Annotated in this window: 26 protein-coding genes; 13 read left to right on the forward strand and 13 right to left on the reverse strand. The window is 75.4% G+C overall.

Features of this window, described 5'->3' with window-relative positions; all coding sequences use genetic code 11:
* Positions 1–14: 14 nt before the first annotated feature.
* Genes GA0074704_RS29075 through tsaA form a run of 3 tightly spaced genes read left to right on the forward strand, consistent with a single transcriptional unit; the run spans position 15 to position 2,235 of the window.
* Positions 15–884 (forward strand): MEDS domain-containing protein, encoded by an 870-nt coding sequence (locus GA0074704_RS29075; protein ID WP_172880604.1) that lies wholly within the window; start codon positions 15–17, stop codon positions 882–884.
* Positions 881–1,828, forward strand: a complete 948-nt coding sequence (locus GA0074704_RS17620) for a sensor histidine kinase (protein WP_088971521.1) — start codon at positions 881–883, stop codon at positions 1,826–1,828. Before GA0074704_RS29075 ends, GA0074704_RS17620 begins: the two co-directional genes overlap by 4 nt.
* Entirely contained in the window at positions 1,825–2,235 is a 411-nt protein-coding gene (gene tsaA / locus GA0074704_RS17625) for a tRNA (N6-threonylcarbamoyladenosine(37)-N6)-methyltransferase TrmO (RefSeq protein WP_088971522.1), read from the forward strand. Before GA0074704_RS17620 ends, tsaA begins: the two co-directional genes overlap by 4 nt.
* Before the next feature lie 7 nt (positions 2,236–2,242).
* Here the strand turns inward: tsaA and GA0074704_RS17630 are convergent, their stop codons facing one another.
* Entirely contained in the window at positions 2,243–2,872 is a 630-nt protein-coding gene (locus GA0074704_RS17630; protein WP_088971523.1) for an MBL fold metallo-hydrolase, read from the reverse strand.
* A complete protein-coding gene (locus tag GA0074704_RS17635) occupies positions 2,869–3,957 on the reverse strand; it encodes an S-(hydroxymethyl)mycothiol dehydrogenase (RefSeq protein WP_088971524.1) in 1,089 nt (362 codons plus the stop codon). The genes GA0074704_RS17630 and GA0074704_RS17635 overlap by 4 nt, the downstream gene beginning before the upstream one ends.
* A 131-nt stretch (positions 3,958–4,088) precedes the next feature.
* On the opposite strand from GA0074704_RS17635, the gene GA0074704_RS17640 reads away from it, so the two are divergent.
* Positions 4,089–4,508 carry a hypothetical protein gene (locus GA0074704_RS17640; RefSeq protein ID WP_088973769.1) on the forward strand — a complete coding sequence of 140 codons (420 nt, stop codon included), beginning with the start codon at positions 4,089–4,091 and terminating at the stop codon, positions 4,506–4,508.
* On the opposite strand, the gene GA0074704_RS17645 is transcribed toward GA0074704_RS17640, so the two are convergent.
* Complete coding sequence (locus GA0074704_RS17645; RefSeq protein WP_231926511.1) at positions 4,483–5,796, reverse strand: MFS transporter; 1,314 nt, start codon at positions 5,794–5,796, stop codon at positions 4,483–4,485. The genes GA0074704_RS17640 and GA0074704_RS17645 overlap by 26 nt on opposite strands.
* A complete protein-coding gene (locus GA0074704_RS17650; RefSeq protein ID WP_088971525.1) occupies positions 5,793–6,446 on the reverse strand; it encodes a GntR family transcriptional regulator in 654 nt (217 codons plus the stop codon). Before GA0074704_RS17650 ends, GA0074704_RS17645 begins: the two co-directional genes overlap by 4 nt.
* A 130-nt stretch (positions 6,447–6,576) precedes the next feature.
* Between GA0074704_RS17650 and GA0074704_RS17655 the strand changes: the two genes are divergently transcribed.
* Positions 6,577–7,497 carry a glycosyltransferase family 2 protein gene (locus GA0074704_RS17655; protein WP_088971526.1) on the forward strand — a complete coding sequence of 307 codons (921 nt, stop codon included), beginning with the start codon at positions 6,577–6,579 and terminating at the stop codon, positions 7,495–7,497.
* Positions 7,494–8,951, forward strand: a complete 1,458-nt coding sequence (locus tag GA0074704_RS17660; protein WP_088971527.1) for a cryptochrome/photolyase family protein — start codon at positions 7,494–7,496, stop codon at positions 8,949–8,951. The genes GA0074704_RS17655 and GA0074704_RS17660 overlap by 4 nt, the downstream gene beginning before the upstream one ends.
* A 5-nt stretch (positions 8,952–8,956) precedes the next feature.
* Here GA0074704_RS17660 and GA0074704_RS17665 read toward each other — a convergent pair whose 3' ends face one another.
* Both GA0074704_RS17665 and GA0074704_RS17670 read right to left on the reverse strand, forming a co-directional pair.
* Positions 8,957–9,850 carry an SDR family NAD(P)-dependent oxidoreductase gene (locus tag GA0074704_RS17665; RefSeq protein ID WP_088971528.1) on the reverse strand — a complete coding sequence of 298 codons (894 nt, stop codon included), beginning with the start codon at positions 9,848–9,850 and terminating at the stop codon, positions 8,957–8,959.
* A complete protein-coding gene (locus GA0074704_RS17670; protein ID WP_088971529.1) occupies positions 9,843–11,369 on the reverse strand; it encodes a flavin-containing monooxygenase in 1,527 nt (508 codons plus the stop codon). Before GA0074704_RS17670 ends, GA0074704_RS17665 begins: the two co-directional genes overlap by 8 nt.
* A gap of 66 nt (positions 11,370–11,435) precedes the next feature.
* On the opposite strand from GA0074704_RS17670, the gene GA0074704_RS17675 reads away from it, so the two are divergent.
* Positions 11,436–12,098, forward strand: a complete 663-nt coding sequence (locus GA0074704_RS17675) for a TetR/AcrR family transcriptional regulator (RefSeq protein WP_088971530.1) — start codon at positions 11,436–11,438, stop codon at positions 12,096–12,098.
* Here the strand turns inward: GA0074704_RS17675 and GA0074704_RS17680 are convergent.
* Both GA0074704_RS17680 and GA0074704_RS17685 read right to left on the reverse strand, forming a co-directional pair.
* A complete protein-coding gene (locus GA0074704_RS17680; protein ID WP_088971531.1) occupies positions 12,068–12,556 on the reverse strand; it encodes a hypothetical protein in 489 nt (162 codons plus the stop codon). The two genes, GA0074704_RS17675 and GA0074704_RS17680, sit on opposite strands and share 31 nt — an antisense overlap.
* On the reverse strand, positions 12,556–13,029 hold the full coding sequence (locus tag GA0074704_RS17685; protein WP_088971532.1) for a hypothetical protein: 474 nt from the start codon (positions 13,027–13,029) through the stop codon (positions 12,556–12,558). Before GA0074704_RS17685 ends, GA0074704_RS17680 begins: the two co-directional genes overlap by 1 nt.
* A 43-nt stretch (positions 13,030–13,072) precedes the next feature.
* On the opposite strand from GA0074704_RS17685, the gene GA0074704_RS17690 reads away from it, so the two are divergent.
* A complete protein-coding gene (locus tag GA0074704_RS17690) occupies positions 13,073–14,050 on the forward strand; it encodes a helix-turn-helix transcriptional regulator (RefSeq protein ID WP_088971533.1) in 978 nt (325 codons plus the stop codon).
* A gap of 3 nt (positions 14,051–14,053) precedes the next feature.
* Here GA0074704_RS17690 and pdxR read toward each other — a convergent pair whose 3' ends face one another.
* Positions 14,054–15,550 carry a MocR-like pyridoxine biosynthesis transcription factor PdxR gene (pdxR, locus tag GA0074704_RS17695; protein ID WP_088971534.1) on the reverse strand — a complete coding sequence of 499 codons (1,497 nt, stop codon included), beginning with the start codon at positions 15,548–15,550 and terminating at the stop codon, positions 14,054–14,056.
* 29 nt (positions 15,551–15,579) lie between these two features.
* On the opposite strand from pdxR, the gene GA0074704_RS17700 reads away from it, so the two are divergent.
* Together GA0074704_RS17700 and GA0074704_RS17705 are read left to right on the forward strand one after the other, a co-directional pair.
* Entirely contained in the window at positions 15,580–16,191 is a 612-nt protein-coding gene (locus GA0074704_RS17700; RefSeq protein ID WP_088971535.1) for a LysE family translocator, read from the forward strand.
* Between the two features lie 10 nt (positions 16,192–16,201).
* Positions 16,202–16,939: a B3/B4 domain-containing protein gene (locus GA0074704_RS17705; RefSeq protein ID WP_088971536.1), complete on the forward strand. Its 738-nt coding sequence runs from the start codon at positions 16,202–16,204 to the stop codon at positions 16,937–16,939.
* Here GA0074704_RS17705 and GA0074704_RS17710 read toward each other — a convergent pair.
* A complete protein-coding gene (locus GA0074704_RS17710) occupies positions 16,912–17,517 on the reverse strand; it encodes an MBL fold metallo-hydrolase (RefSeq protein WP_088971537.1) in 606 nt (201 codons plus the stop codon). The two genes, GA0074704_RS17705 and GA0074704_RS17710, sit on opposite strands and share 28 nt — an antisense overlap.
* Positions 17,518–17,712: 195 nt before the next feature.
* On the opposite strand from GA0074704_RS17710, the gene GA0074704_RS17715 reads away from it, so the two are divergent.
* On the forward strand, positions 17,713–18,144 hold the full coding sequence (locus GA0074704_RS17715; protein WP_088971538.1) for an archease: 432 nt from the start codon (positions 17,713–17,715) through the stop codon (positions 18,142–18,144).
* A gap of 5 nt (positions 18,145–18,149) precedes the next feature.
* On the opposite strand, the gene GA0074704_RS17720 is transcribed toward GA0074704_RS17715, so the two are convergent.
* The 3 genes from GA0074704_RS17720 to GA0074704_RS17730 form a co-directional block, all read right to left on the reverse strand.
* Complete coding sequence (locus GA0074704_RS17720; RefSeq protein ID WP_088971539.1) at positions 18,150–19,568, reverse strand: RtcB family protein; 1,419 nt, start codon at positions 19,566–19,568, stop codon at positions 18,150–18,152.
* A 122-nt stretch (positions 19,569–19,690) separates the two neighbouring features.
* Positions 19,691–20,422, reverse strand: coding sequence for a class I SAM-dependent methyltransferase (locus GA0074704_RS17725; RefSeq protein ID WP_088973770.1), 732 nt, complete (start codon positions 20,420–20,422; stop codon positions 19,691–19,693).
* Between the two features lie 54 nt (positions 20,423–20,476).
* Complete coding sequence (locus GA0074704_RS17730; protein ID WP_088971540.1) at positions 20,477–21,079, reverse strand: hypothetical protein; 603 nt, start codon at positions 21,077–21,079, stop codon at positions 20,477–20,479.
* A gap of 113 nt (positions 21,080–21,192) precedes the next feature.
* Here GA0074704_RS17730 and GA0074704_RS17735 point away from each other — a divergent pair, with 113 nt between their 5' ends.
* Complete coding sequence (locus GA0074704_RS17735; RefSeq protein ID WP_088971541.1) at positions 21,193–22,101, forward strand: pentapeptide repeat-containing protein; 909 nt, start codon at positions 21,193–21,195, stop codon at positions 22,099–22,101.
* Positions 22,102–22,154: 53 nt separating this feature from the next.
* Positions 22,155–22,415, forward strand: coding sequence for a hypothetical protein (locus tag GA0074704_RS17740; RefSeq protein ID WP_088971542.1), 261 nt, complete (start codon positions 22,155–22,157; stop codon positions 22,413–22,415).
* Positions 22,416–22,423 lie beyond the last annotated feature (8 nt).

Raw genomic sequence — 22,423 nt, forward strand, 5'->3', positions numbered from 1 at the left:
AAAGGCGGAAGACGGTGACGGCAAGTGCGGTGGTCGACCAGATCCAGCTGGGCGACCACGTCTGTTGGGCGTACGACGACGAGGCCGACGGCCTCGACGCCGCCGGCGCCTTCGTCGCCACCGGTCTCCGGCTCGGTCAGAAGGTCATCTGCTACACCGACACGATCACACCGGTCGGCATGCGGCAACGGCTGGAGGCGGCCGGAGTGCCGACGGAGGACGTGCTGGCCACCGGGGCGCTGCGGATCGTCCCGGCGCTGGAGAGCTACGTGCCCGACGGCCCGTTCGCGGGCGACACGATGATCGCCGGACTGGCGGACGAGATCGACCGGGCCGCGCGGGAGAACTACCCCGGACTGCGGCTGGTCGGGGACATGGCCTGGGTACGGCGGACGGGCGTCGGCGTGGCCGAGCTGAGCCGGTACGAGGCGGGCCTCAACCAGCTGTTCCTGGACGGCCGGGCGGCCGGCATGTGCCTCTACGACCGGCGGCTCTTCCCGCCGGCGCAGCTGCGGGCCGTCGGCGCCGCCCACCCGGGCACCGCGGGGACGCACGCCGGCCGCGCCTGGCGGCCCATGCTGCGGGCGTACCGGACCACCGCCCCGGCCGGTCTGCGCCTGGTGGGCCAGGTCGACCGGAGCAACCGGGACGCGTTCCAGGCGGTGCTCGCGGAGCTGACCGGGGACCGTGCGGGCCGGCGAGCAGCGGTGCTCGACGTGTCGGAACTCAGCTTCACCGACGTCGACAGCGCGCACGCGCTGGCCGGGATCGTCCGCGAAGGGCCGGTCGAGGTGCGACTCGTGGGTTGCCGGCCGGCCCTGGTCCGCCTGCTCGACCTGGTCGCCGCCACCAGGGCCGGGACCGTCGCGGAGCGGCCCGCATGAGCGCCCGTACCGACGTCGACGGTCTGGTCCACGAGGGACTGCTCTACACGACCACCGCCGATCTGCTCGCCGGCACCGTGCCCTTCGTCGAGGAGGGACTGCGCCGGGACGAGCGGGTCATGGTCGCCGCTCCCGCCCGGACCCGGGAACCGCTGCGTGCCGCGCTGGGCACGGCCGCCGACCGCGTGGGGTGGGCCGACATGACGCAGGCCGGCCGCAACCCCGGCCGGATCATCCCGTGGGTGTTGCAGGCCTTCGCCGACCGGCATCCCGGACACCGGGTACGCATCATCGGCGAGCCGATCTGGGCGACCCGCACCGCCCAGGAGTATCCGGCCTGCGCCCAGCACGAGGCGATGATCAACGCTGCCTTCGCGGCCCGGCCGATGAGCATCCTCTGCCCGTACGACGCGGTCGGCCTGTCCCCGGGGGCGCTGGCCGAGGCGCGGTGCACGCACCCGGTGCTGGTGGACCGGGCCGGCCGGCGACCCAGCGGCGGGTACGCGCCCGACGACGTGGTGGCCCGGCACAACCGGCCGCTGCCCGCCCCGACCGGCCCGGTCGCCACCCTCGACTACGGGCTGGACACCCTGGCCCAGGTACGCCGCTTCGTCACCGGGCACGCGGCCGACGCCGGGCTGGACCCGGAACGCACCGACGACCTGCTGATCGCGGTCACCGAGCTGGCGACCAACAGCGTCGCCCACGGCGGCGGCTCGGGCGTGCTGCGGGTCTGGTCCACCGACGAGCACCTGGCCTGCGAGATCCGGGACGCCGGACGGCTCACCGATCCCCTCGCCGGACGGCTGGCCCCCGGACACGACGGGGTCGGCGGGCGGGGCCTGGTCATCGTGCACGCCCTCTGCGACCTGGTGCTGCTGCACACCGCACCGGCCGGCACCGCCGTGCGGCTGCACATGCGGCGCGGAACGACCGCCCGATGACCACGGACGGGTACGCGCTGCGCCCGGTCGGCCGGGTGGAGTCGCCGCTGACCGACCCGGAGCTGGCGCCGAGACAGGGGGACGAGGGCGCCCCGCCGGCGTGGCTGGTCTTCGCCGACCCGTACGCCCCGGCGCTGCGCGACCTGCGGCCCGGCGCCGACGTACTGGTGCTGACCTGGCTGGACCGGGCCCGCCGCGACGTGCTGGTGGTGCATCCGCGCGGTGACCGTACCCGCCCGCTGACCGGGGTGTTCGCCACCCGGTCCCCGCACCGGCCCAACCCGATCGGTCTGCACCGGGTACGGGTGCTGGCGGTCGACGGCGTGCGGGTCCGGGTCGCGGACCTCGAGGCGCTGGACGGGACGCCGGTGCTCGACGTCAAGCCGGTCCTCGACGGCGAGCGCTGACGCCGGCTCAGTGCCCCCGGGCGATCCACTCGTCGAGGTGCGGGGCCTCCGCGCCGATGGTGGTGTCGTCACCGTGTCCCGTGTGGACCACCGTCTGCGGGGGCAGGGTGAACAGCCGGCTCCGGATCGACTCCACGATGGTGCCGAAGTCGCTGTACGAGCGGCCGGTGGCACCCGGCCCGCCGGCGAAGAGGGTGTCGCCGGTGAAGACCGCCGCCAGGTCGGGCGCGTACAGGCTGCACGCGCCGGGGCTGTGACCGGGGGTGTGCAGCACCCGCAGCGTCGTTCCGGCGACCTCGACGGCCTGCCCGTCGGCCAGCTCCCCGTCCGGCGGGGTGTCCGGGTGGACCAGGTCCCAGAGCACCCGGTCGGCGGGGTGCAGCAGAACCGGGGCGCCGGTCGCCCGGGCCAGCTCCGGCGCGACGCGTACGTGGTCGTCGTGGGCGTGGGTGGCCAGGATGGCGAGCACCCGGCGGCCGCCGACGGCGCGCAGGACGGCCGGCACGTCGTGCGGCGCGTCGACGACCACGCACTCGGTGTCGTCGCCGATCACCCAGACGTTGTTGTCGACGTCGAAGGTCTGCCCGTCGAGGGAGAAGGTGCCGGAGGTGACGGCGTGGTCGACGCGGGCGGTCACGGGAAGACCACCACCGAACGCAGCACGTCCCCGTGGTGCATCCGGGTGAACGCCTCCTCCACCTGGTCCAGGGCGATCTCCTCGGTGACGAAGGCGTCCAGGTCGAGCCGGCCCTGCCGGTAGAGCTCGGTGAGCATCGGGAAGTCGCGGCTGGGCAGGCAGTCGCCGTACCAGCTGGACTTGAGCGCCCCGCCGCGGCCGAAGACGTCCAGCAGCGGCAGGTCGATCGTCATCTCCGGGGTGGGCACGCCCACCAGCACGACCGTGCCGGCCAGGTCGCGGGCGTAGAAGGCCTGCTTCCAGGTCTCCGGACGGCCGACCGCGTCGATCACCACGTCGGCGCCGAACCCGCCGGTGGCGGCGCGGATCGCCTCGACCGGGTCGTCGTCGGAGGCGTTGACGGTGTGGGTGGCGCCGAACCTGCGCGCCCAGTCGAGCTTCCGGGAGTCGGTGTCCACCGCGATGATCGTGGTCGCGCCGGCCAGGGCCGCGCCGGCCACCGCCGCGTCGCCGACGCCACCGCAACCGATCACCGCGACCGAGTCGCCCCGGGTTACCTGGCCGGTGTTCATGGCCGCGCCCAGGCCGGCCATGACGCCGCAGCCCAGCAGGCCCACGGCGGCCGGCCGGGCGGACGGGTCGACCTTGGTGCACTGGCCGGCGTGCACCAGCGTCTTCTCCGCGAACGCGCCGATGCCCAGCGCCGGGGTCAGCTCGGTGCCGTCGGTGAGGGTCATCTTCTGGGTGGCGTTGTGGGTGGCAAAGCAGTACCACGGCCGGCCGCGCCGGCAGGCCCGGCACTGGCCGCACACGGCCCGCCAGTTGAGCACCACGAAGTCGCCGGGGGCGACGTCGGTGACCCCGTCGCCGACCTGCTCGACGACGCCGGCGGCCTCGTGACCGAGCAGGAACGGGTAGTCGTCGTTGATGCCGCCCTCGCGGTAGTGCAGGTCCGTATGGCAGACCCCGCAGGACTGGACGCGGACCACCGCCTCACCCGGCCCCGGGTCGGGCACCACGATGGTGGTGACCTCCACCGGCGCGCCCTTGCGCCGCGAGACGACTCCCCGGACTTCCTGGCTCACCGTGCCTCCTTGGTCGGGACTGCTCTCCCCGCGAACCTACCGTCCGATCGCCGGCGTCGGCACGCTCCGGTGGTTAGCGCGGCCGTCGCCGGGTAGGCGGGGACACCTTTCCGGTAGCGACGGGAGTGATCATGAGGTTGACGCATGCGCCGCTGCGGGTCGTGATCGGCGCGTTCATCCTGAATTCCGGGCTCGGCAAACGGACCCTGGAGGGGCAGGCCGCCCAGGGCCTGCACGGCATGGCCGTCGGCGCCATCCCGCAGCTCGGGGAGCTGGAGCCGGACCGGTTCGCGAAGCTGCTGTCCCGGGGCGAGATCGCCCTCGGCGCGGCGCTGCTCGCCCCGTTCGTGCCGTCGGCGCTGGCCGGCCTCGGGCTCGCCGGCTTCGGCGCCGGACTGGTCCAGCTCTATCTGAAGACGCCGGGGATGCGCGAGCCGAACAGCCTGCGGCCGACGCAGGCGGGCATCCCCCTGGCGAAGGACGCCTGGCTGCTCGCCGCCGGCCTCACCCTGGCCCTCGACTCGTTCACCCACCGCCGGCGGCGCCGCTGACGGCGGGCACCGGCATCGCGGAGCGTTCGGCGGCGACCCGGCGGCGGGCGGCCCGCCGGTAGCGCAGCACCTGCACCGCGCCCAACGCCCAGAGCAGGTACTGCACGGCGAAGGCGGCGCGGAAGGCGTCCAGCGACGGCGCCGGCCGGCCCGCCGGGGTGGCGAGGTCGAGCAGCACCCCGACGGCGAGCACCACGGCGATGGAGGCGACGAAGCCACCCACGTTGACGATGCCGGTGGCGCTGCCGATGCGGTGGGTGGGGTTGAAGGTGCGGGCGTAGTCGAAGCCGATGACCGAGCCGGGTCCGTTGACCGCGAGGACCAGCACCAGCGCCACCAGCAGCCAGCCCGGCGCGCGGCCGGGCCAGGCGAGCACGAGGGTCCACACCGCGGCGGTCGCGCCGGTCACCGCGAGCACCAGCGCCGAGCGGTGGAACGGGTGCCGGGCGCAGAGGTGGGCGATGACCGGGCCGGCCACCAGGCTGCCCAGGGTCATCAGGGTCAGCAGCGACGCCGCCGCCGTGGGGGCCAGCCCCTGCCCCTGCACCAGGAACGGGTAGCCCCACAGCAGGGCGAAGACGGTGCCGGAGAACTGGCTGACGAAGTGGGTCCACAGGCCGAGCCGGGTGCCGGGATGTCCCCAGGCGGCGGCGAGCTGCCGGCGTACGGTGGCCAGGTCGGGGGCGACGGCGGCGGCGTGCTCGCGGTGCGGGGTGTCGCGGACCACGACGAGCACCAGCAGCAGCACGGTGGCCCCGAGCGCCGCCGCGGTCAGGAACGCCGGGGTCCAGCCGGCCCGGTGCAGCAACGCCACCAGGGGTACGGCGCCGAGCACCGCGCCGAGCTGGCCGAAGGTGCCGGTCAGCTGCACCAGCAGCGGGTTGCGCCGGCCGGGGAACCAGAACGCCACGATGCGCAGCACGCTGATGAAGGTCATCGCGTCGCCCAGGCCGACCAGCACCCGGGCGGCGACTGCCAGGGGCACGTCGCCGGCGAGGGCGAAGCAGAGCTGCCCGGCGACCATCAGGGCGCCCCCGGCGAGCAGCAGCCGGCGGGAACCGTAGCGGTCCAGCAGCACCCCCACCGGCACCTGCATGGCGGCGTAGACGGCCAGCTGGGCCACGGAGAAGGTGGCCAGCGCGGAGGCGTTGATCCCGAACCGGTCGGCGGCGTCGACGCCGGTGACGCCGAGCGAGCTGCGGTGGAACACCGCCGCCACGTACGCGCTGAGCGCCACCGCCCAGACCAGCCAGGGTGAGCGGCGGTCGGTCGTGGTCGGGGCGTTCACCGCAGGGTCCGCAGCACGGTGGCGGCGTTGTCGATGTGCCCGGCGACGGCGGCCAGCCAGGGCTGCGGGTCGTCGCCGTCGAGGGCGGCGAGCTGTGCGGCGTGTTCGGTGAGCGCCACCTCGGCCCAGCCGGGCGAGAGCCGGAAGGTGGCCTCCCCCATCCGCAGCTGCCGGTCGCGCAGCCGGTGGTACAGCTCGGCGAGGATCTCGTTGCCGGCCGCCTCGACGACGGTGGCGTGGAACGCCCGGTCGGCCGCCATCAGGGCCCGGACATCGCCGGCCGCGTGGGCGGCGCGCATCTCGGCCAGCCAGCGGGCCAGGTCGGGGCGGAGCAGGTCGCGCCGGGGCCAGACGCGTTCGGCGGCGTGCAGTTCGACCAGCCGGCGGGCCTCGATCACGTCGGCGATCTCCCGGGCCGACACGGGCCGGATCAGCGCGCCGCGCTTCGGGTAGAGGGCGACCAGCCCTTCGGCCTCCAGGCGGAGCAGGGCCTCCCGGACCGGGGTGCGGGACACCCCGGCGGCCTCGGCGATCTCGCCCTCGCTGACCAGCGAACCACCCGGGTACACCTGCTCCAGGATCGACCGCTTGAGGTGCCGGTACGCCCGCTCGGCGGCCGAGGGGGCGGCCGGCGGGCTGGGATGCGTCATGTATCTATGATGCGTCCCAGCGGTACGGCGCCGCATCCGCCCGCCGCCGGGGTGGCCGCCGTCTCAGTCCGGGGCGATCCGGCCCGCGGCGGGCGGCGTGAGATCTCCGTCGGCGGGTACCAGGGCGGCCATGACGACCGACGTGACCGTGGTGGTGGCCACCCGCAACCGGCGGCACCAGCTGCTGGAGACGCTCACCCGGCACGCCGCGCCGGTGATCGTGGTGGACAACGGCTCGACCGACGGCACGCCCGCCGCGGTCCGCGCCGAGTTCCCGGAGATCCGGGTGATCGAGCTGGGCCGCAACGCCGGCGCCGGGGCGGCCCGCAACGCTGGTGTGGACGCGACCGACACCCCGTTCGTGGCGTTCGCCGACGACGACTCGTACTGGGCGCCCGGCGCGCTGGACCGGGCCGCCGACCTGCTGCGCGCCCACCCCGGCACCGCCCTGCTGGCCGCCCGGGTGCTGGTCGGGCCGGACCGGCGGCTCGACCCGATCTGCCCGGCGATGGCGGCGGCGCCGCTGGGCACCGCCCCGGGGGCGCCCGGCCCCACCGTGCTGGGCTTCCTCGGCTGCGCCGTGGTGCTGCGCCGGGAGGCGTACCGGCGGGTGGGCGGGTTCACCGAACGGCTCGGCACGTACGGCGAGGAGGCGCTGCTGGCGATGGACCTCGCCGCCGCCGGCTGGAACCTGGCGTACGCGCCGGAGCTGGTGGCCCACCACCTGCCCCAGCCCGACGGCCGGGACCCCGGCGCCCGGGCGCGTGTCGAGGCGCGCAACCGGCTGCTGACCGCGGCGTTGCGGCGCCCCGGCCGGGTGGTGCTCGGCGAGATGGTGCGGGCCTGGCGGGCGCCCCGGCAACGGGCCGCGCTGGTCGACGCCGCACGCGAGCTGGGCTGGGCGCTGCGGCACCGACGCCCCCTGCCGTCCGGTGTGGAACGAAATCTCGCCACGCTGGAGCGCGGCGGCGATGGTCGGCCGGATCACATGACGGACACGCCGAGCACACCGGGACGTACGGCGGTCGGAGCCGGCAGAATCGACGGATGACTGCTCGCCGGTGGCTGCTGGCCGACCAGCTCGGCCCGCACTTCCTCGACGACGACCGGCAGCCGGTGCTGCTGATCGAGACCCGGGAGATGCTCGGCCGCCGGTCGACCCACCGGCAGAAGGCGCACCTGCTGCTCTCCGCCCTGCGCCACCGCGCCGCCGAGCTGGGCGACCGGGCCCTGGTGGTCCGGGCCGACACCTACCGCGACGCGCTGGCCCGGGTGGACGGTCCGGTGGAGGTCTGCCACCCGACCTCGCGGACGGTGCTGGAGATCGCCGGTTCGGCGGAGGCGGTGACGGTGCTGCCACCCCGGGGCTTCGTCACCGACCAGGCCGAGTTCGCCGCCTGGGCCGACCAGCCCCGGCGTGGGCCGCTGCGGATGGAGGAGTGGTACCGGCACGCCTGCCGCCGGCACCGGGTGCTGACGGACGGGCCGGCGGAGCCGGGCCGGGCCCGCCGCGCCGCCACCACCCGCACCACCCCGCTGGAGGTGCCCCCGCCGCCGGCGGTCGTCGAGGACGCGATCGATGCCCAGGTGCGCCGCGACCTGGACCGCTGGGTCGCCGAGGGGGTCCGGTTCGTGGGCCGGGACGGTCCCCGCCAGCATCCGGCCACCCACGTCGAGGCCAAGGCCCGGCTGCGGCACTTCCTGCGCCACCGGCTGCCCGAGTACGGCCGGTTCGAGGAGGTGATGAGCGCCGACGACCCGCTGCTGGCGCACAGCGTGCTCTCCTCCTCGTTCAACCTCGGCCTGCTCGACCCGGAACCGGCCGTGCGGGCGGCCGAACGGGCCTGGCGCACCGGCCGGGTGCCGCTGGCCGCGGTGGCGCCGTTCGTGCGGCAGCTGTTCGGCTGGCGGGAGTTCATCTGGCAGCTCTACTGGTACTTCGCTCCGCAGTTCCGCGGCCAGGACTGGCTGGCCGCCAGCGAGCCGCTGCCGGAGTGGTTCGTCGAGCTGGACGCCGACGCGGTGGAGGCCCGCTGCCTGTCCCACGTGCTGGCCGGGGTGCGGGACCGGGGCTGGGCGCACCACCCGCAGCGGCTGCTGGTGCTCGGCAACTACGCCCTGCAACGCGGCTGGCGCCCCACCGAGCTGGTCGAGTGGTTCCGGCACTCGTTCGTCGACGGCGCCGACTGGGTGATGAACACGACCGTGGTCGGGATGAGCCAGTACGCCGACCTGGCCCGGGTGGACACCCGGCCGTACGCGGTGGACGGCAGCTACATCGACGAGCTCAGCGACTACTGCACGGGCTGCCGCTACCAGCCGCAGCGGGTGCTCGGCGACCTGGCCTGCCCGTACACCGGGGGGTTCGAGGCGTTCCTGCAGCGCAACCGGGAACGCCTGGCCGGGGATCCGCGGCTCGCCGCCGAGCTGGCCGACCGCGACGACCCGGAGCGGCGCGAGGCGGTGCTGGCCCAGGAGGAGAAGCGCGGCAGCAACCCGCCCTGACCGGCTCAGTCCACCGTGGCGGCCGGGTCGGCGGGCTCCAGCCGGGACGTGGACCGGGCGGCCGGGCCACCCGCCGCGCGGTTGAGCCCGACGGCCAGCAGCCGCCCGTACGATGCCGGGGCGACCCGGGCCAGCAGGTCGGGCAGCTTCGCGGACCAGCCGATCAGGACCCGGCCGCGCCGGCGCCGCACCCCGCGCAGGATCACCTCGGCGGCCGTCGCCGGCGGGATGGAGAGCAGCTTCTCGAACTGCCGGCGCCCCTCCTCGTACTCCTGCACCGAGACGCCGCTGCCGACCCGGGCGCTGGAGGCGATCCGGGTGGCGATGCCGCCGGGGTGCACGGAGGTGACCCCGACGCCGTCGTCGACCAGCTCGTGCCGCAGCGCCTCGGTGAAGCCGCGTACGGCGAACTTGCTCGCCGAGTAGGCGGCCTGCCCGGCGGGGGCGATCAGCCCGAACAGGCTGGAGACGTTGACCAGGTGGGCGCCGGGTTCGGCCTTGAGCGCGGGCAGCAGGGCGTGGGTCAGCCGGACCACGGCCCGGAAGTTGATGTCGATCACCCAGTTGAACTCCTCCAGGGTGACCTGGTCGAAGCGACCGCCCAGCGCCACGCCGGCGTTGTTGACCAGCAGCCGGATCCGCGGGTGCGCGGCGCGGACGGTCGCGGCGACCCGGTCGGTGGCGTCCGGGTCGGCCAGGTCGACCACGTGGGTGTCGACGGCGCGGCCGGCGTACGCGGCGCGGACGGCGGCGGCCACCGCGTCGAGGCGGTCGGCGTCCCGGTCGAGCAGGACCAGGTCGGCGCCGCGGCGGGCCAGCCCGTGGGCCAGCGCCTCGCCGATGCCGCTGGCGGCGCCGGTGACCACGGCGGTTCCGCCGGGGAAGACGAAGTCACGCATCGGTACGGCTCCTTTCCGCCTCCGGCGCGCCTGCGGCGAACGGCGGGGCGGTCGTGGTCGGGGCGGTGGCGCGGGAGAAGCGGACGCCTTCGTCGGTGAGCCGGCCGTGCCGCATCAGCAGCACGTCGCGGGGGTAGTTCTGGTGCAGCCGCCACGGCGCGGCGGGCCCCTGTTTGGGCAGCTGGTCCACGGCGCGCAGCACGTACCCGGACTTCAGGTCGATGATCGGTTCGAGGTCGTCGGACTCCGGCGCGAGCGGGGTGACGATCTGCTGCCCGGTGGCGTCCAGGTGGCGCAGCAGCCGGCAGACGTACGTCGCGACCAGGTCGGCCTTGAGCGTCCAGGAGGCGTTGGTGTAGCCGATGGTCATGGCGAAGTTCGGCACGCCGGAGAGCATCATGCCCTTGTAGGCCACGGTGTCGGCCAGGTCGACCTCGGCGCCGTCGACCGACAGGGTCATCCCGCCGAAGGCGAGCAGGTTGAGCCCGGTGGCGGTGACCACGACGTCGGCCGGCAACTCCTCGCCGGAGGCGAGCCGCAGCCCGTGCTCGATGAAGGTCTCGATGGTGTCGGTGACCACCGACGCCCGGCCGGACGTGACCGCGGCGAACAGGTCGCCGTCGGGCACCACGCAGAGCCGCTGGTCCCACGGGTCGTAGCGGGGCGAGAAGTGCCGGTCGACGTCGTACCCGAGGGGCAGCTTGCCCTTGGCGGCCCGGCGCAGCAGCCGCTTGACCAGCCCGGGCGCGCGCCGGCTGAGCTGGAAGTTCGCCACCCCGAGCAGGACGTTCTTCCAGCGCACGATGGGATACGCGGCCTTCGCCGGCAGCCGGCTCCGCAGCGCGTCGGCGAGCGGGTCGCGCGAGGGCAGCGAGATGACGTACGTCGGTGAGCGCTGGAGCATGGTGACGTGGGCGGCCTGCCGGGCCATGGCCGGGACCAGGGTGACCGCGGTGGCGCCGCTGCCGATCACCACCACCCGCTTGCCGGTGTGGTCGAGGTCGGCGGGCCAGTGCTGCGGGTGCACCAGCAGGCCGGTGTAGCGCTCCACGCCGGGGAAGTCCGGGGTGTAGCCGGAGTCGTAGCGGTAGTAGCCGGAGCAGGTGAAGAGGAAGTCGCAGGTGAGGACCACGTCCTGCGCGGTGTCGGTGCGGTGGGCGTGCACGCTCCAGCGGGCGGTGGCGCTGTCCCACTCGGCGCGGACCACCCTGTGGTGGAAGCGGATGTGCTCGTCGACGCCGTACTCGCGGGCCGTCTGCGTGACGTAGTCGCGGATGGAGTCGCCGTCGGCGATGGCCTTGGCGGCGGTCCACGGCTTGAACGAGTAGCCGAGGGTGTACATGTCGGAGTCCGAGCGGATGCCCGGATAGCGGAACAGGTCCCAGGTGCCACCGATCGCGCCGCGCGCCTCGAGCACCGCGTAGGTCTTGTCGGGACAGTTGCGGCGCAGGTGGACGGCAGCGCCGATGCCGGACAGCCCGGCACCGACGATGAGCACGTCGACGTGGTCGGTGGCCATGGGTATCAGTCAACACCCTGTCGACTCCAGCCGACAAGGTGTCGAGCCCGGGTAGGATCGGGCCCCATGACCGTCGCCCGTACGCCGACCGGGGCCGTCCCGCCGCGCGGGCGCCGGGCCGGACGCTCGGCCGGCGACGACCGGGAGGCGGCGATCCTGGCCACCGCCGAGCGGCTGCTGGAGCAGCGGCCCTTCGGTGACATCTCCATCGACGACCTGGCCCGCGGCGCGGGCATCTCCCGGCCGACGTTCTACTTCTACTTCCCGTCCAAGGACGCGGTGCTGCTGACCCTGCTGGACCGGGTCACCGCCGAGGCGGACAGCGCCGGCGGCGACGTGCTGGACCGGCTCGCCGAGGACCCCCGGGCCCGGTGGCGGGAGCTGATCGGCCGGTTCCACGCCACCTTCGGCGCGCACCGGGCGGTGGTGCTGGCCTGCGCGCAGGTGCGCGGCACCAACGCCGAGGTCCGCCGGCTCTGGGCCGACGTGCTGGAACGCTGGGTGCAGGCGGTCCAGGCGGCGATCGAGGCGGAGCGGCGGCGCGGCGCGGCCCCGGGCGGACTGCCCGCCCGGGACCTGTCGATCGCGCTGAACTCGATGAACGAGCGGGTCTGGTACGCCACCTTCGCCGGCGACGGCCCGGCGGTGGCCGAGCGGGACGTCGTGGACGTGCTGCTCGACGTGTGGCTGACCGCGATCTACCGCGACACCGCTCCCCCACCGGCGTGACCCTGGCCGGTCCGGGTGAAGTCCATGATCCAGTTGGTCTCCCAGGTCCGCTCGCCGTCGGTGGAGAACGCCTGCTCCCAGCGGCAGGAGGTGGGCGTGATCGCCGACCAGAGGAACCGGCAGCGGACCGGGCGGCCCTCGTCGGTGTCGTCGGCGAAGAAGGTGCCGACGCCGTCGACGAACCGCCCGACCACCGGCGGCAGTTCCAGCGCACCGCGCCGGCTGTTCATCCAGTAGATCGACCAGAGTCCCGTCGCCTGGTCGAGGAGCCGGACGGTGGAGCCGGAGAACCCGCGGGTCGGGAAGCGGATCTCGTCGAAGCTGCCGGCGCCGTCGAAGAACGAGTGGGCCACCGAGGCTCCGGGGAAGACGTCCCAGTCGTCGCTGCCGACGTGCCGCTCGCGCAGCCGCCGGTTGGTGACGTCCCAGGTGCCGACGAAGAAGTCGAAGTCGCCCATCAGCTGCCCACCGGGCCTTCGGCGCGGGTGTCGGCCAGGTATCCGGCCAGGTCGGGGCGGTCGGGGGCGAGGACGTGCCGGATCCAGGCGGTGCGCTCGTGTTCCAGCATCCCCAGTTCCCAGACGCAGCCGACGCCCGGGCGGGTCATCGGGACGAAGTGCGTGGGGTCGTCGTCGGGGCTGCCGACGGCGGGCTGGCCGGCGACCGCGATCCGGCACTCCACCACGTTGTCGAAGAACCAGCTGTACGCCAGCAGGTACGCCCCGGTGTCCGCGCCCCGGTGCAGCACCACCCAGCCGGCCGGCGGGGTGCCGTCCGGCTCGGGCAACAGCTTCGGCAGGTACGCGTACGCGGCCTCGACGACCGCCGGTTCGAGTCGGCGGTCAGGCTGGTCGACGTGGTAGCGCTTGACGTGCCGGCCGGCCACCTCGACGGTCCCCGGCACGGTCAGCTCCTTGTCGTGAAAGGTCATGCCGGGAGGCTAGGAGGGCTTCCCTGACAGCTACTGTCAGTGGATGCGGGCCAGTCGACTCCTCTCCGTCCTGCTGCTGCTCCAGGCGCACGGCCGGTTGACCGCCGCCGAGCTGGCGCAGCGGCTGGAGGTGTCGGTGCGCTCCGTCTACCGGGACGTGGAGGCGCTGCACGCGGCCGGCATCCCGCTCTACGGCGAGGCCGGGCACGCCGGCGGCTACCGGCTGGTCGACGGCTGGCGTACCCGACTGACCGGGCTCACCGCCCAGGAGGCCGAGCGGCTGGTCTTCGCCGGGCTGCCCGGGCCGGCCGCCGAGCTGGGCTACGACGCGGTGGTCGCCGAGGTCCAACGCAAGCTGCACGCCGCGCTGCCCGGCCCGTACGCCGACCGGGCCGCGCAGGTGCGGCAGCGCTTCCACCTCGACCCGGCCGGGTGGTACTCCGACGGGGACGCCTCGGCGCACCTGCCGGCCACCGCCGACGCGGTCTGGCACCAGCGGCGGATCCGGGTCCGCTACCGCGGCTGGCGGGGCGAGGTCACCCGGGTGCTGGAGCCGTACGGGCTGGTGCTCAAGGGCGGCCGGTGGTACGCGGTGGCGGCCCGCCCGGACCGGCCCGAACCGGCCACCTACCGGGTCAACCAGGTCCTGGAGCTGACCACGCTGGACGAGCGCTTCGACCGGCCCGCGGACTTCGACCTGCCGGGCTGGTGGCGGGCGCACGTGGTGGACTTCCGCTCCCGGCTGCACCGCGACGAGGCGACGATCCGGCTCTCGCCCCGGGGCCGGCAGCGCCTCGGGGAGGTCGCCAGCGACGTGGTGGTCGCCGCGGTGGACGCCACCGCCGGGCCGCCGGACGACGCCGGGTGGGTGGAGGCGGTCGTACCCATCGAGTCGCTGACCCACGCGCACGGCGATCTGCTGCGCCTCGGCGCGGAGGTGGAGGTCCGCTCCCCCGCCGCGCTGCGCGACCGGCTCGCGGCGACCGCCGCCGGACTCGCGGCGCTCTACGCCGCCGGCTGACCGTCAGCGCAGGTCGCGCAGGGCCGCTCCGAGCGCGGCCACGCCCCGCTCGATGTCGCCCGTGGGGTTGGCGGCGTAGCCGAGCACCAGGCCGGGCGGCTGGGCACGCTGCCCGTGCCAGGACAGCGGCTGCACCTTCACCCCGCGGCGCAACGCGGCGGCGGCGAGCGCCACGTCGGGCCCGGACCCGTCGAGCGTGACCATCAGGTGCAGGCCGGCGGCGGCGCCGTGCACCACCGCGCCGGGCAGGTGGGCGCGGACGGCGCGGATCATCGCGTCCCGGCGGCGGACGTGCCGGCGGCGCAGCAGCCGCAGGTGCCGTTCCAGCGCCCCGGACTCCATCAGCTCGGCGAGCACCAGCTGCGGCAGGGCCGCGTTGCCGAGGTCGGCGGTGCGCTTCGCGGCCACCAGCGCCGTGCGGTACCGGGGCGGGACCAGCACCCAGCCGATCCGCAGCGCCGGGGCGAGCAGCTTGGAGACGCTGCCGGTGTAGCAGACCCGGTCGGGCAGCATGGCCCGCAGCGCCGGCACCGGCGGCCGGTCGTAGCGGTGCTCGGCGTCGTAGTCGTCCTCGATCACCAGGCCGCCCCGCTGCGCCCAGTCGATCAGCCGGCGCCGTCGGGCGCCGTCGAGGACCACCCCGGTCGGGAACTGGTGCGCGGGGGTGAGCATGACCGCCGGCGCGCCGGTCGCGGCCAGTTCGTCGACCCGCAGGCCGTGGGCGTCGACCGCGACCGGCGGGGTGGACAGGCCCCAGTTGCGCAGGTGCTGGCGTACGCCCAGCGAACCGGGGTCCTCCACGGCGACGGTGTGCACCCCGTCGGCGTGCAGCACCTGGGCGAGCAGGCCGAGCGCCTGGGAGACGCCGGCGACGACCACCACCTCGGCCGGGTCGACCCGGATGCCCCGGTTGCGGGCCAGCCAGGTGGCCACGGCGTGGCGCAGCGCGGGCGTGCCGGTCGGGTCGCCGTAGCCGAAGGCGGCCGGGGCGAGGCGGTGCAGCACCGTCCGCTCGGCGCGTAGCCAGGCCGCGCGGGGAAACGCCGCCAGATCGGGTACGCCGGGGGTCAGGTCGATCTCGGCCGGGGCGGTACGCAGCGCGTCGAAGACGTCGGTGCCGGGCCGGTGCGGGAACAGGTCAGCGTCCGGGTACGCCGGGTCCGGGGCGGTGACCGGGGGCGGTGCGTGCCCGCCGGCCGGCCCCGGGCGGGCCACCACGACGGTGCCGGCCCGACCCCGCCCCGCCACGTGCCCGTCCTCGGTCAGCCGCTGGTACGCCTCGGTCACCACGCCCCGGGAGACGCCGAGGTCGGCGGCGAGCACCCGGCTGGCCGGCAGCCGGGAGCCGACCGGCAGTTGGCCGCCGGCGATGGCCGCGCGCAGGCGCCGCGCCAGCCACTCGGCGCGCCCACCGCGGGGCGCCTGACCCACGTCGAGCTGGAGGAAGTCCGACCCGGCCGTTATGGACCGGTCGTCGGTCACCGCTTTGGCACTGTCCACCGGACCATTGTGGCCGCAGGCTGGACGGCGTGAGCATCGCCTTCCTGTCGGCCACCCTGCTGGTCGTGGTCACCCCCGGTCCCGGGGTGCTCTACACGCTCTCCGCCGCGCTGGCGCACGGCCGGCGGGCCGGGCTGGTGGCCGCGCTGGGCTGCACGGTGGCCACCGTGCCGCACGTGGTGGTGGCGCTGGCCGGGCTCGCCGCCCTGGTGCATGCCGGCGGACCGGCCTTCACGGCGGTCCGCTACCTGGGCGCGGGCTACCTGCTGTACCTGGGCCGGGCGATGCTGCGGGAGCGCTCCGAAAACACCGGGCCGGTGGATGCCGCACCGCCGACCGCGGCCCGGTTGGTCGGCACGGCGGTGCTGGTCAACCTGCTCAACCCGAAGCCGGTCCTGTTCCTCGTCGCGTTCCTGCCCCAGTTCGTGCCGGCGGACGCGCCGGGGGCGGCCGGCCGGATGCTCGCCCTCGCGGCGATGTTCACCCTGGTCACCCTCGTGGTCTTCGGCGGGTACGCGATCGGCGCCGCCGCCGTACGCGACCGGGTGCTCGCCCGGCCCCGGGCCGCCGACCGGCTGCGCCAGGGCTTCGCCGTGTCCTTCCTCGTCCTGGGCGTCTCGCTCGCCCTCAGCACACCGTAGGAGTCCCACCGTGCGCTTCCAGCACTCGGACGTGATCTGGTCCCGCTTTCCCGAGCTGACCTGCGGCGTCCTGCACGCCACCGGCATCACCGCGGAGCCGGACGCGACACCGTGGACCACACCGTTCGTCGAGCGTGCCCGCAGCCGGCTGGCCGCCGGCCCGGAGAGTGGGCTGCCGCAGGTCCAGGCCTGGCGGCGGGTGTTCGCCGCGATGGGCCTGCCGCCGACCCGTTACCGGTGCGCCGCCGAGTCGCTGCTGCGTCGGTTGCGCCGCGACGGGGCGCTGCCCCGGGTGCACCCGCTGGTCGACCTCTGCAACGCGCTCTCCGCCGGGCACGCGGTCCCGGTGGGCGTCTTCGACCTCGCCCGCGTCACCGGCGACCTGACCGTGCGGCCCGCCGACGGCGACGAGGACCACCTGACCTTCGCCGGGGAGTCGCAACGCCCGGAGCCGGGTGAGGTGATCTTCGCCGACTCCGCCGGGCGGGCCCACGCGCGGCGCTGGACCAACCGGCAGAGCGGCTGGTCGGCGGTGGGGCCGGGCACCGGCGAGGTGCTGGTGGTGGTGGAGGCGGTGCATCCCGGCGGCGCCGAGGAGGTGGCCAGCATGCTGGCGGAGCTGGCCGGCGTGCTGGCGCGGGCGTGGGGCGCGCCGGCGCGTACGGCGCTGTTGAGCGCCGCCGCGCCGGTGTTCGAGGTGCCGGTGTCCCGGCCCGCGGATCAGGCGGTCTCGCCCGGGCCGAGGTAGCGGTACCGGTCGCCGAGGGTCTCGCCGAACCAGCCGTCGACGCTGGCCAGGCCGCGGTCGTTGAGCTGCGCGTCGTGGATCGGGACGACCCGGCGGGAGCGGACCTCCTCGGCGAAGGCGATCGCCTCGGTCAGCTTCAGCCAGGACGCCTGGGCCGGGACCAGCAGCGTCTCCACCGGCATACCGGGCCGGTGCAGCGAGTCGCCAGGGTGGTAGACGGCGTCCTGCACGAGGTAGCCGAGGTTGGCGCAGTCCGGCTGCCCGCCGTGGATGGTGGCGTGCCGGCCACCCACCGCGGTCACCTCGAAACCGGCGGCGGTGAAGCGCTGTCCGGCGCGGACCCGGGTGGCCGGCAGGTCGGGCGTCCCCTGCAGTACGGCGTCCTCGGGCAGGAAGACCGGCACGCCGAGGCCGGCCAGGCGCAGCACGTCGATGTGGTCGGTGTGCTCGTGGGTGACCAGCACCGCGTCCGCGCCGGCCAGGGCGTAGGGCTCGCTCCAGGTGCCCGGGTCGACGACCAGCACCCGCCCGGCGTCCTCCAGCCGTACGCAGGCGTGGGTGAACTTGGTGATCCGCATCCGGGCACGCTACCGCGCCGGTCACCGCCCTCGTGGACCCGACGGGATCGACGTGTCGAGCTCCGACGGCGACCCGTCGGTGACATCCGGGCAGCGTCGCCGGCAGCGGCACGGTGGCGCGGATGCCCGGCGCGTTCGTCCCCGACACCTGCCGGAGCGGCCCCCGACCCCGCACGGCGGCGGCAGGATCGAGGCATGGAGCCAGCACGACCCGCGCGCGGCCACCGCGCCGTCCCGCACACCGCCGACGTCCGGATCGAGGCCTGGGCGCCCCGGCGGGAGGAGTGCGTGGCCGAGGCGGTCACCGCGCTGGTCGAGACGTTCGCCGACACCAGCGGGGCCGCCCCCGGCGCGGAGACCGGCTTCACCGTCCCGGCCGCGGCCGACCCGGACCTGCTGGTCGGCGTCCTGGACGAGGTGATCTTCCGGCTGGAGACCGAGGGGACGCTGCCCCTGGAGGTCCGGGTGACCGCGGCCCCCGACGGCGGCCTGCGGGTGCGCTGGCGCGGCACCGACACCGACGCGGTGGAACCCGTCGGCGCCGTACCGAAGGCGGTGTCCCTGCACGAGCTGCGGTTCGGCCCCGACCGGGGCGGTTGGTCCTGCGCGCTGACCCTGGACGTGTGACCGCCTCAGCCCTTCACCACGCCCAGCGGCACCAGCCGGGCCACCCGCCGGCACAACCCCGCCCCCTCGGCCGCCGCCACCACCGCCGTGACGTCCTTGTACGCGGCCGGCATCTCCTCGGCCAGCCCGCGCCGGGAGGCGCCCCGCACCGCGATGTCCAGTGCCTCCAGCTCACGGCGCGGGTCCCGGCCCCGCTCCGCCTTCGTGGCCTGGTTGCGGCTGCGCACCCGACCCGCGCCGTGGCAGGTGGACGCGAAGGCCGGCGAGCCGGCCACCCCGGTCAGCACGTACGACCCGGTGCCCATCGAACCGGGGATCAGCACCGGCTGCCCCACCGCCCGCAGGTCGTCGGGAAGGTGCGGATGGCCCGGCGGCAGGGCCCGGGTGGCGCCCTTGCGGTGCACGCACAACCGGCGGCCGGCACCGTCCACGTCGTGCGTCTCGATCTTGGCGAGGTTGTGCGAGATGTCGTAGACCAGGTCCAGGTCGCAGCCGAGCACCCGGGTGAAGACCTGCCGCGCGGCGTGGGTGAGCAGCTGCCGGTTGGCCCGGGCGTAGTTCGCCGCCGCGGCCATCGCCCCCAGGTACGCCCGCCCCTCGGGAGAGGAGACCGGCGCGCAGGCCAGCTGCCGGTCGGGCACCTCGATGCCGTACCCGGGCATCGCCTGCTCCATCGCCCGCACGTGGTCGGTGCAGATCTGGTGCCCCAGCCCCCGCGACCCGCAGTGGATCATCACGGTGACCTGGCCGGCCCGCAGCCCGAACGCGGCGGCCGCCGCCGTGTCGTAGACCTCCTCGACCGCCTGCACCTCCAGGAAGTGGTTGCCCGAGCCGAGGCTGCCGACCTGACCCGCGCCACGCTGCACCGCCCGCTCGCTCACCTGCGCCGGGTCGGCGTCGTCCACCGCGCCACCGTCCTCGCACCGGTCCAGGTCCCGCCGCACGCCGTAGCCGCGCTCGACGGCGTACCGGGAACCGCCGCGCAGCACCGCGTCCAGCTCCGCCCGGTCCGCCAGGTGCCACACCGCGCCCCGGCCCATCCCCCGCGGGGTGGCCGCGCCGAGGCCGTCGAGCAGCGCGTCCAGCCGGGGCCGCAGCCCGGCGCGGTCCAGGTCGGCGGTGAGCAGCCGAACCCCGCACGAGATGTCGAAGCCCACGCCGCCCGGGGAGACCACCCCGCCAGCCGCGACGTCGGTGGCGGCCACCCCGCCGATCGGGAAGCCGTAGCCCCAGTGCACGTCGGGCATCGCGTACGAGGCGCCGACGATCCCGGGCAGCGTGGCCACGTTCGCCACCTGCTCCAGCGACCGGTCCTCGCCCGCGTCGGGCAGCAGCGACCGGGAGGCGAACACCACGCCCGGCACCCGCATCGGATCCCGCCGGTCGATCCGGAACCGGTACGGCGACTCCTCGACCAGCTCCATCCACGGCGGCTACCCCCTCACCGCCCGGATACACCCGGCCCGGCCCGCCGCGCACCGGGACTCGCACCCGACCCGCAGGGTCCAGCGGCCGGCCCGGCCGGCCCGGGTCAGCGCCGCCCGCCTCAGAGTCGCCCGGCGACGGTGATGATCTCCGGGCTGGTGGCGGTGAGCGGGCTGCCGTCCCAGTCCCCGTGGCGCCGCCGCACCACCAGGCCGGCCTCGGCGAGGAACCCGTCGAGGGCCGGTGCGTCCAGGAAGCGCAGGCTGCTGCGGCTGGTCCGGGGCGCCGGCCAGGCGGGAGCGGTGAAGCTGGTGGTGAAGGTGACCACCGGACCGTCGAGGCGGTCCACCCGGTGGGCCACGTCGACCGGGGCGCCGTCGGGGCCGGTGATCCGCACCCCGTTGGCCGGGGTCCAGCTGTCCCAGGGTCGGACCGCGGGGTTGCGGGTCTCGAAGGCGAACCGGCCACCGGGGGCGAGGACCCGGCGCACCGCGGCCAGGCCGGCGCGGACGTCGTCGTCGGTGAGCAGCACCTGGAAGGCGTGCCCGGTCATCACCACCAGGTCGAACTCCGCCCGCCACGGCGCACCGGCCAGGTCGCCGAGGACCCACTCGACGTCCGGGCAGACCCGCGCCCGCTCCAGCATCGCGGCGGCCGGGTCGAGCCCACAGAGCCGCCCGGTGTGCCCGGCCTCCCGGGCCCGGCGCAGCAGCACGCCGGTGCCGCAGCCCACGTCGAGCACCGCCTCGGCGTCGCGCACCAGCCGCAGGTGGAAGTCGTCGCCGGGCCCCCACGGGTTCAGCGCGTCGTAGAGGGCGGCCAGCGCGCCGTCGGCGTACGCCTGGTCGATCATCGGGCCAGGATGCCCGCCGCCGCACCCGAACGCCACCGGGTTGCCCGGCCGCACTCAGCGGTTCAGCAGCGACGAGCGGTTGACGTGGAACAGTTGCCCGGCGAAGGCGAGCAGCGCCCCGACCACACCGACCAGGATCGCCGCCGTGGGACCGACCCCGGCCACGCCCAGCAGCAGGGCCACCCCCGCACCGATCAGCAGGGCGTTGACCGCGCCCACCATCGCCGCGGTGGTGAGCAGCAGGTGGTAGCGGGCCGGGCGCGTCCCGACCGCCGCCCAGCTGGCCCGGACCGGGTCGGTGATCGTCGCGTCGGCGAAGAAGTCGTACCCGGTGGCGTAGTGCTCGTGGTAGTAGGCCCGGATCTTCTGGATCCGCCGCAGGTCCAGCGAGTTCTCCACCATATTCTGCACCAGCCGGGCGAAGGTCAGCAGACCGGTGATCACCAGGGTGGGCAGCACCGCGGCGAGGTACGGCTTCACCAGCGGCCCGTTGCCGGAGACGAAACCCAGGCCGATCAGGGCGGCGGAGAGCAGCGAGAGGAAGATCGTGGCCCGGCCCACCGACTCGGAGATCGTCGCGCCCCGGGAGGTCTGCAACACGAAGTGCTCGGTGGTCAGGGCGGTGAGCAGCGCCTGTTCCCGCTCCCGGTCCGCCATGCCCGGACTCCCCCGCCGCCTGTGAGCTGGACCCCATCCACGATACGGAGCCGCCCGGCCCCCGGTGGGCGAACGCCGACCCACCGGCCGGCTGCCTGCCGCCGGGGCGGAGAATGGCCCGTCGAGGCCCCCGCCGGGGCGCGGAGAAACGGGAGGTCGACGTGCCGGAACGCGAGCTGCGGGCCGACTGCGGTCGCTGCTTCGGCATCTGCTGCGTGGCGCCCGCCTTCGCCGCCTCGGCGGACTTCGCCCTCGACAAGCCGGCCGGGCGGCCCTGCCCCCACCTGGGCGCCGACTCCCGCTGCGGCATCCACGCCGACCTGCGCGACCGCGGCTTCCCCGGCTGCACCGTCTTCGACTGCTTCGGCGCCGGCCAGCACGTCGCCCAGGTGACCTTCGGCGGGCGGGACTGGCGCGACGACCCCCGGCACGCGGCGACGATGTTCGACACCTTCGCCGTCGTCCGCCCGCTGCACGAGCTGCTCTGGTACCTGACCGAGGCGCTGGCGCTCACCCCCGACGGCGAGCTGCGCGCCGCACTGACCCGCGCGTACGACGACACCGCCCGGCTGGCCGACGGCAGCCCCGCCGAACTGCTCACCCTGGACGTCGACGGGCAGCGGGCCAGGGTCAACCCGCTGCTGTCCCGGGCCGGGGAGCAGGCCCGCTCCCGGGCCGGACGCGTCGGCGCCGACCGGCGGGGCGCCCCGCTGATCGGCGCCGACCTGCGCCGCGTCGACCTGGCCGGGGCGAACCTGCGCGGGGCGTACCTGATCGGCGCCGACCTGCGCGGCGCGGACCTGGGCTGGGCCGACCTGACCGGGGCGGACCTGCGCGGCGCCGACCTGCGCGGCGCGGACCTGCGCCACACCCTGTTTCTGCACCAGTCGCAGCTCGACGCGGCCCGCGGCGACGCGACCACCCAGCTGCCCGCCCGGTTGCGCCGCCCGACGCACTGGTCGGCGACCCTCATCCCGATCCGGCCCGCCCGCCGGTCCCCCGCCGGACGCCGCCGACGCTGACCACGCCCGCCGGGCCGGGTTTGTCCCGACGTGGGGTGGGCAGAAGGTGCGCCATGACGAGTGAAGAGTCCTTCGGCCGCGCCGACACCGACGAGCCCGACGGCGCCACCGCCTACGAGGCGTCGCTGCGCCCGCCGGGCGAGTCCCTGCACAGCACCGACGACACCGGCGACGACTTCGCCGACGAACCGGCCGAGAACCGGCGCTCGGCCCAGGAGGTCAGCCGGGCCGGCTACGACGTCGACGCCGTCTCCGGCGCCGGTGACCCGGCCGACGGGCCGGAGCAGATCGAACAGGGCCGCCCGCAGCGGTAGCCCGCCCC

Origin of the sequence: Micromonospora siamensis, assembly GCF_900090305.1 — a bacterium.
Taxonomy (GTDB): Bacteria; Actinomycetota; Actinomycetes; order Mycobacteriales; family Micromonosporaceae; genus Micromonospora; species Micromonospora siamensis.

Bases quoted from the DNA above. Each gene is read 5' to 3' on its own strand.
- GA0074704_RS17620 (WP_088971521.1), top strand. From the start codon at position 881: ATGAGCGCCCGTACCGACGTCGACGGTCTGGTCCACGAGGGACTGCTC.
- tsaA (WP_088971522.1), top strand. From the start codon at position 1,825: ATGACCACGGACGGGTACGCGCTGCGCCCGGTCGGCCGGGTGGAGTCG.
- GA0074704_RS17640 (WP_088973769.1), top strand. From the start codon at position 4,089: ATGAGGTTGACGCATGCGCCGCTGCGGGTCGTGATCGGCGCGTTCATC.
- GA0074704_RS17650 (WP_088971525.1), bottom strand. From the start codon at position 6,446: ATGACGCATCCCAGCCCGCCGGCCGCCCCCTCGGCCGCCGAGCGGGCG.
- GA0074704_RS17655 (WP_088971526.1), top strand. From the start codon at position 6,577: ATGACGACCGACGTGACCGTGGTGGTGGCCACCCGCAACCGGCGGCAC.
- GA0074704_RS17660 (WP_088971527.1), top strand. From the start codon at position 7,494: ATGACTGCTCGCCGGTGGCTGCTGGCCGACCAGCTCGGCCCGCACTTC.
- GA0074704_RS17665 (WP_088971528.1), bottom strand. From the start codon at position 9,850: ATGCGTGACTTCGTCTTCCCCGGCGGAACCGCCGTGGTCACCGGCGCC.
- GA0074704_RS17670 (WP_088971529.1), bottom strand. From the start codon at position 11,369: ATGGCCACCGACCACGTCGACGTGCTCATCGTCGGTGCCGGGCTGTCC.
- GA0074704_RS17675 (WP_088971530.1), top strand. From the start codon at position 11,436: ATGACCGTCGCCCGTACGCCGACCGGGGCCGTCCCGCCGCGCGGGCGC.
- GA0074704_RS17680 (WP_088971531.1), bottom strand. From the start codon at position 12,556: ATGGGCGACTTCGACTTCTTCGTCGGCACCTGGGACGTCACCAACCGG.
- GA0074704_RS17685 (WP_088971532.1), bottom strand. From the start codon at position 13,029: ATGACCTTTCACGACAAGGAGCTGACCGTGCCGGGGACCGTCGAGGTG.
- GA0074704_RS17690 (WP_088971533.1), top strand. From the start codon at position 13,073: ATGCGGGCCAGTCGACTCCTCTCCGTCCTGCTGCTGCTCCAGGCGCAC.
- GA0074704_RS17710 (WP_088971537.1), bottom strand. From the start codon at position 17,517: ATGCGGATCACCAAGTTCACCCACGCCTGCGTACGGCTGGAGGACGCC.
- GA0074704_RS17715 (WP_088971538.1), top strand. From the start codon at position 17,713: ATGGAGCCAGCACGACCCGCGCGCGGCCACCGCGCCGTCCCGCACACC.
- GA0074704_RS17720 (WP_088971539.1), bottom strand. From the start codon at position 19,568: ATGGAGCTGGTCGAGGAGTCGCCGTACCGGTTCCGGATCGACCGGCGG.
- GA0074704_RS17725 (WP_088973770.1), bottom strand. From the start codon at position 20,422: ATGATCGACCAGGCGTACGCCGACGGCGCGCTGGCCGCCCTCTACGAC.
- GA0074704_RS17730 (WP_088971540.1), bottom strand. From the start codon at position 21,079: ATGGCGGACCGGGAGCGGGAACAGGCGCTGCTCACCGCCCTGACCACC.
- GA0074704_RS17735 (WP_088971541.1), top strand. From the start codon at position 21,193: ATGGCCCGTCGAGGCCCCCGCCGGGGCGCGGAGAAACGGGAGGTCGAC.
- GA0074704_RS17740 (WP_088971542.1), top strand. From the start codon at position 22,155: ATGACGAGTGAAGAGTCCTTCGGCCGCGCCGACACCGACGAGCCCGAC.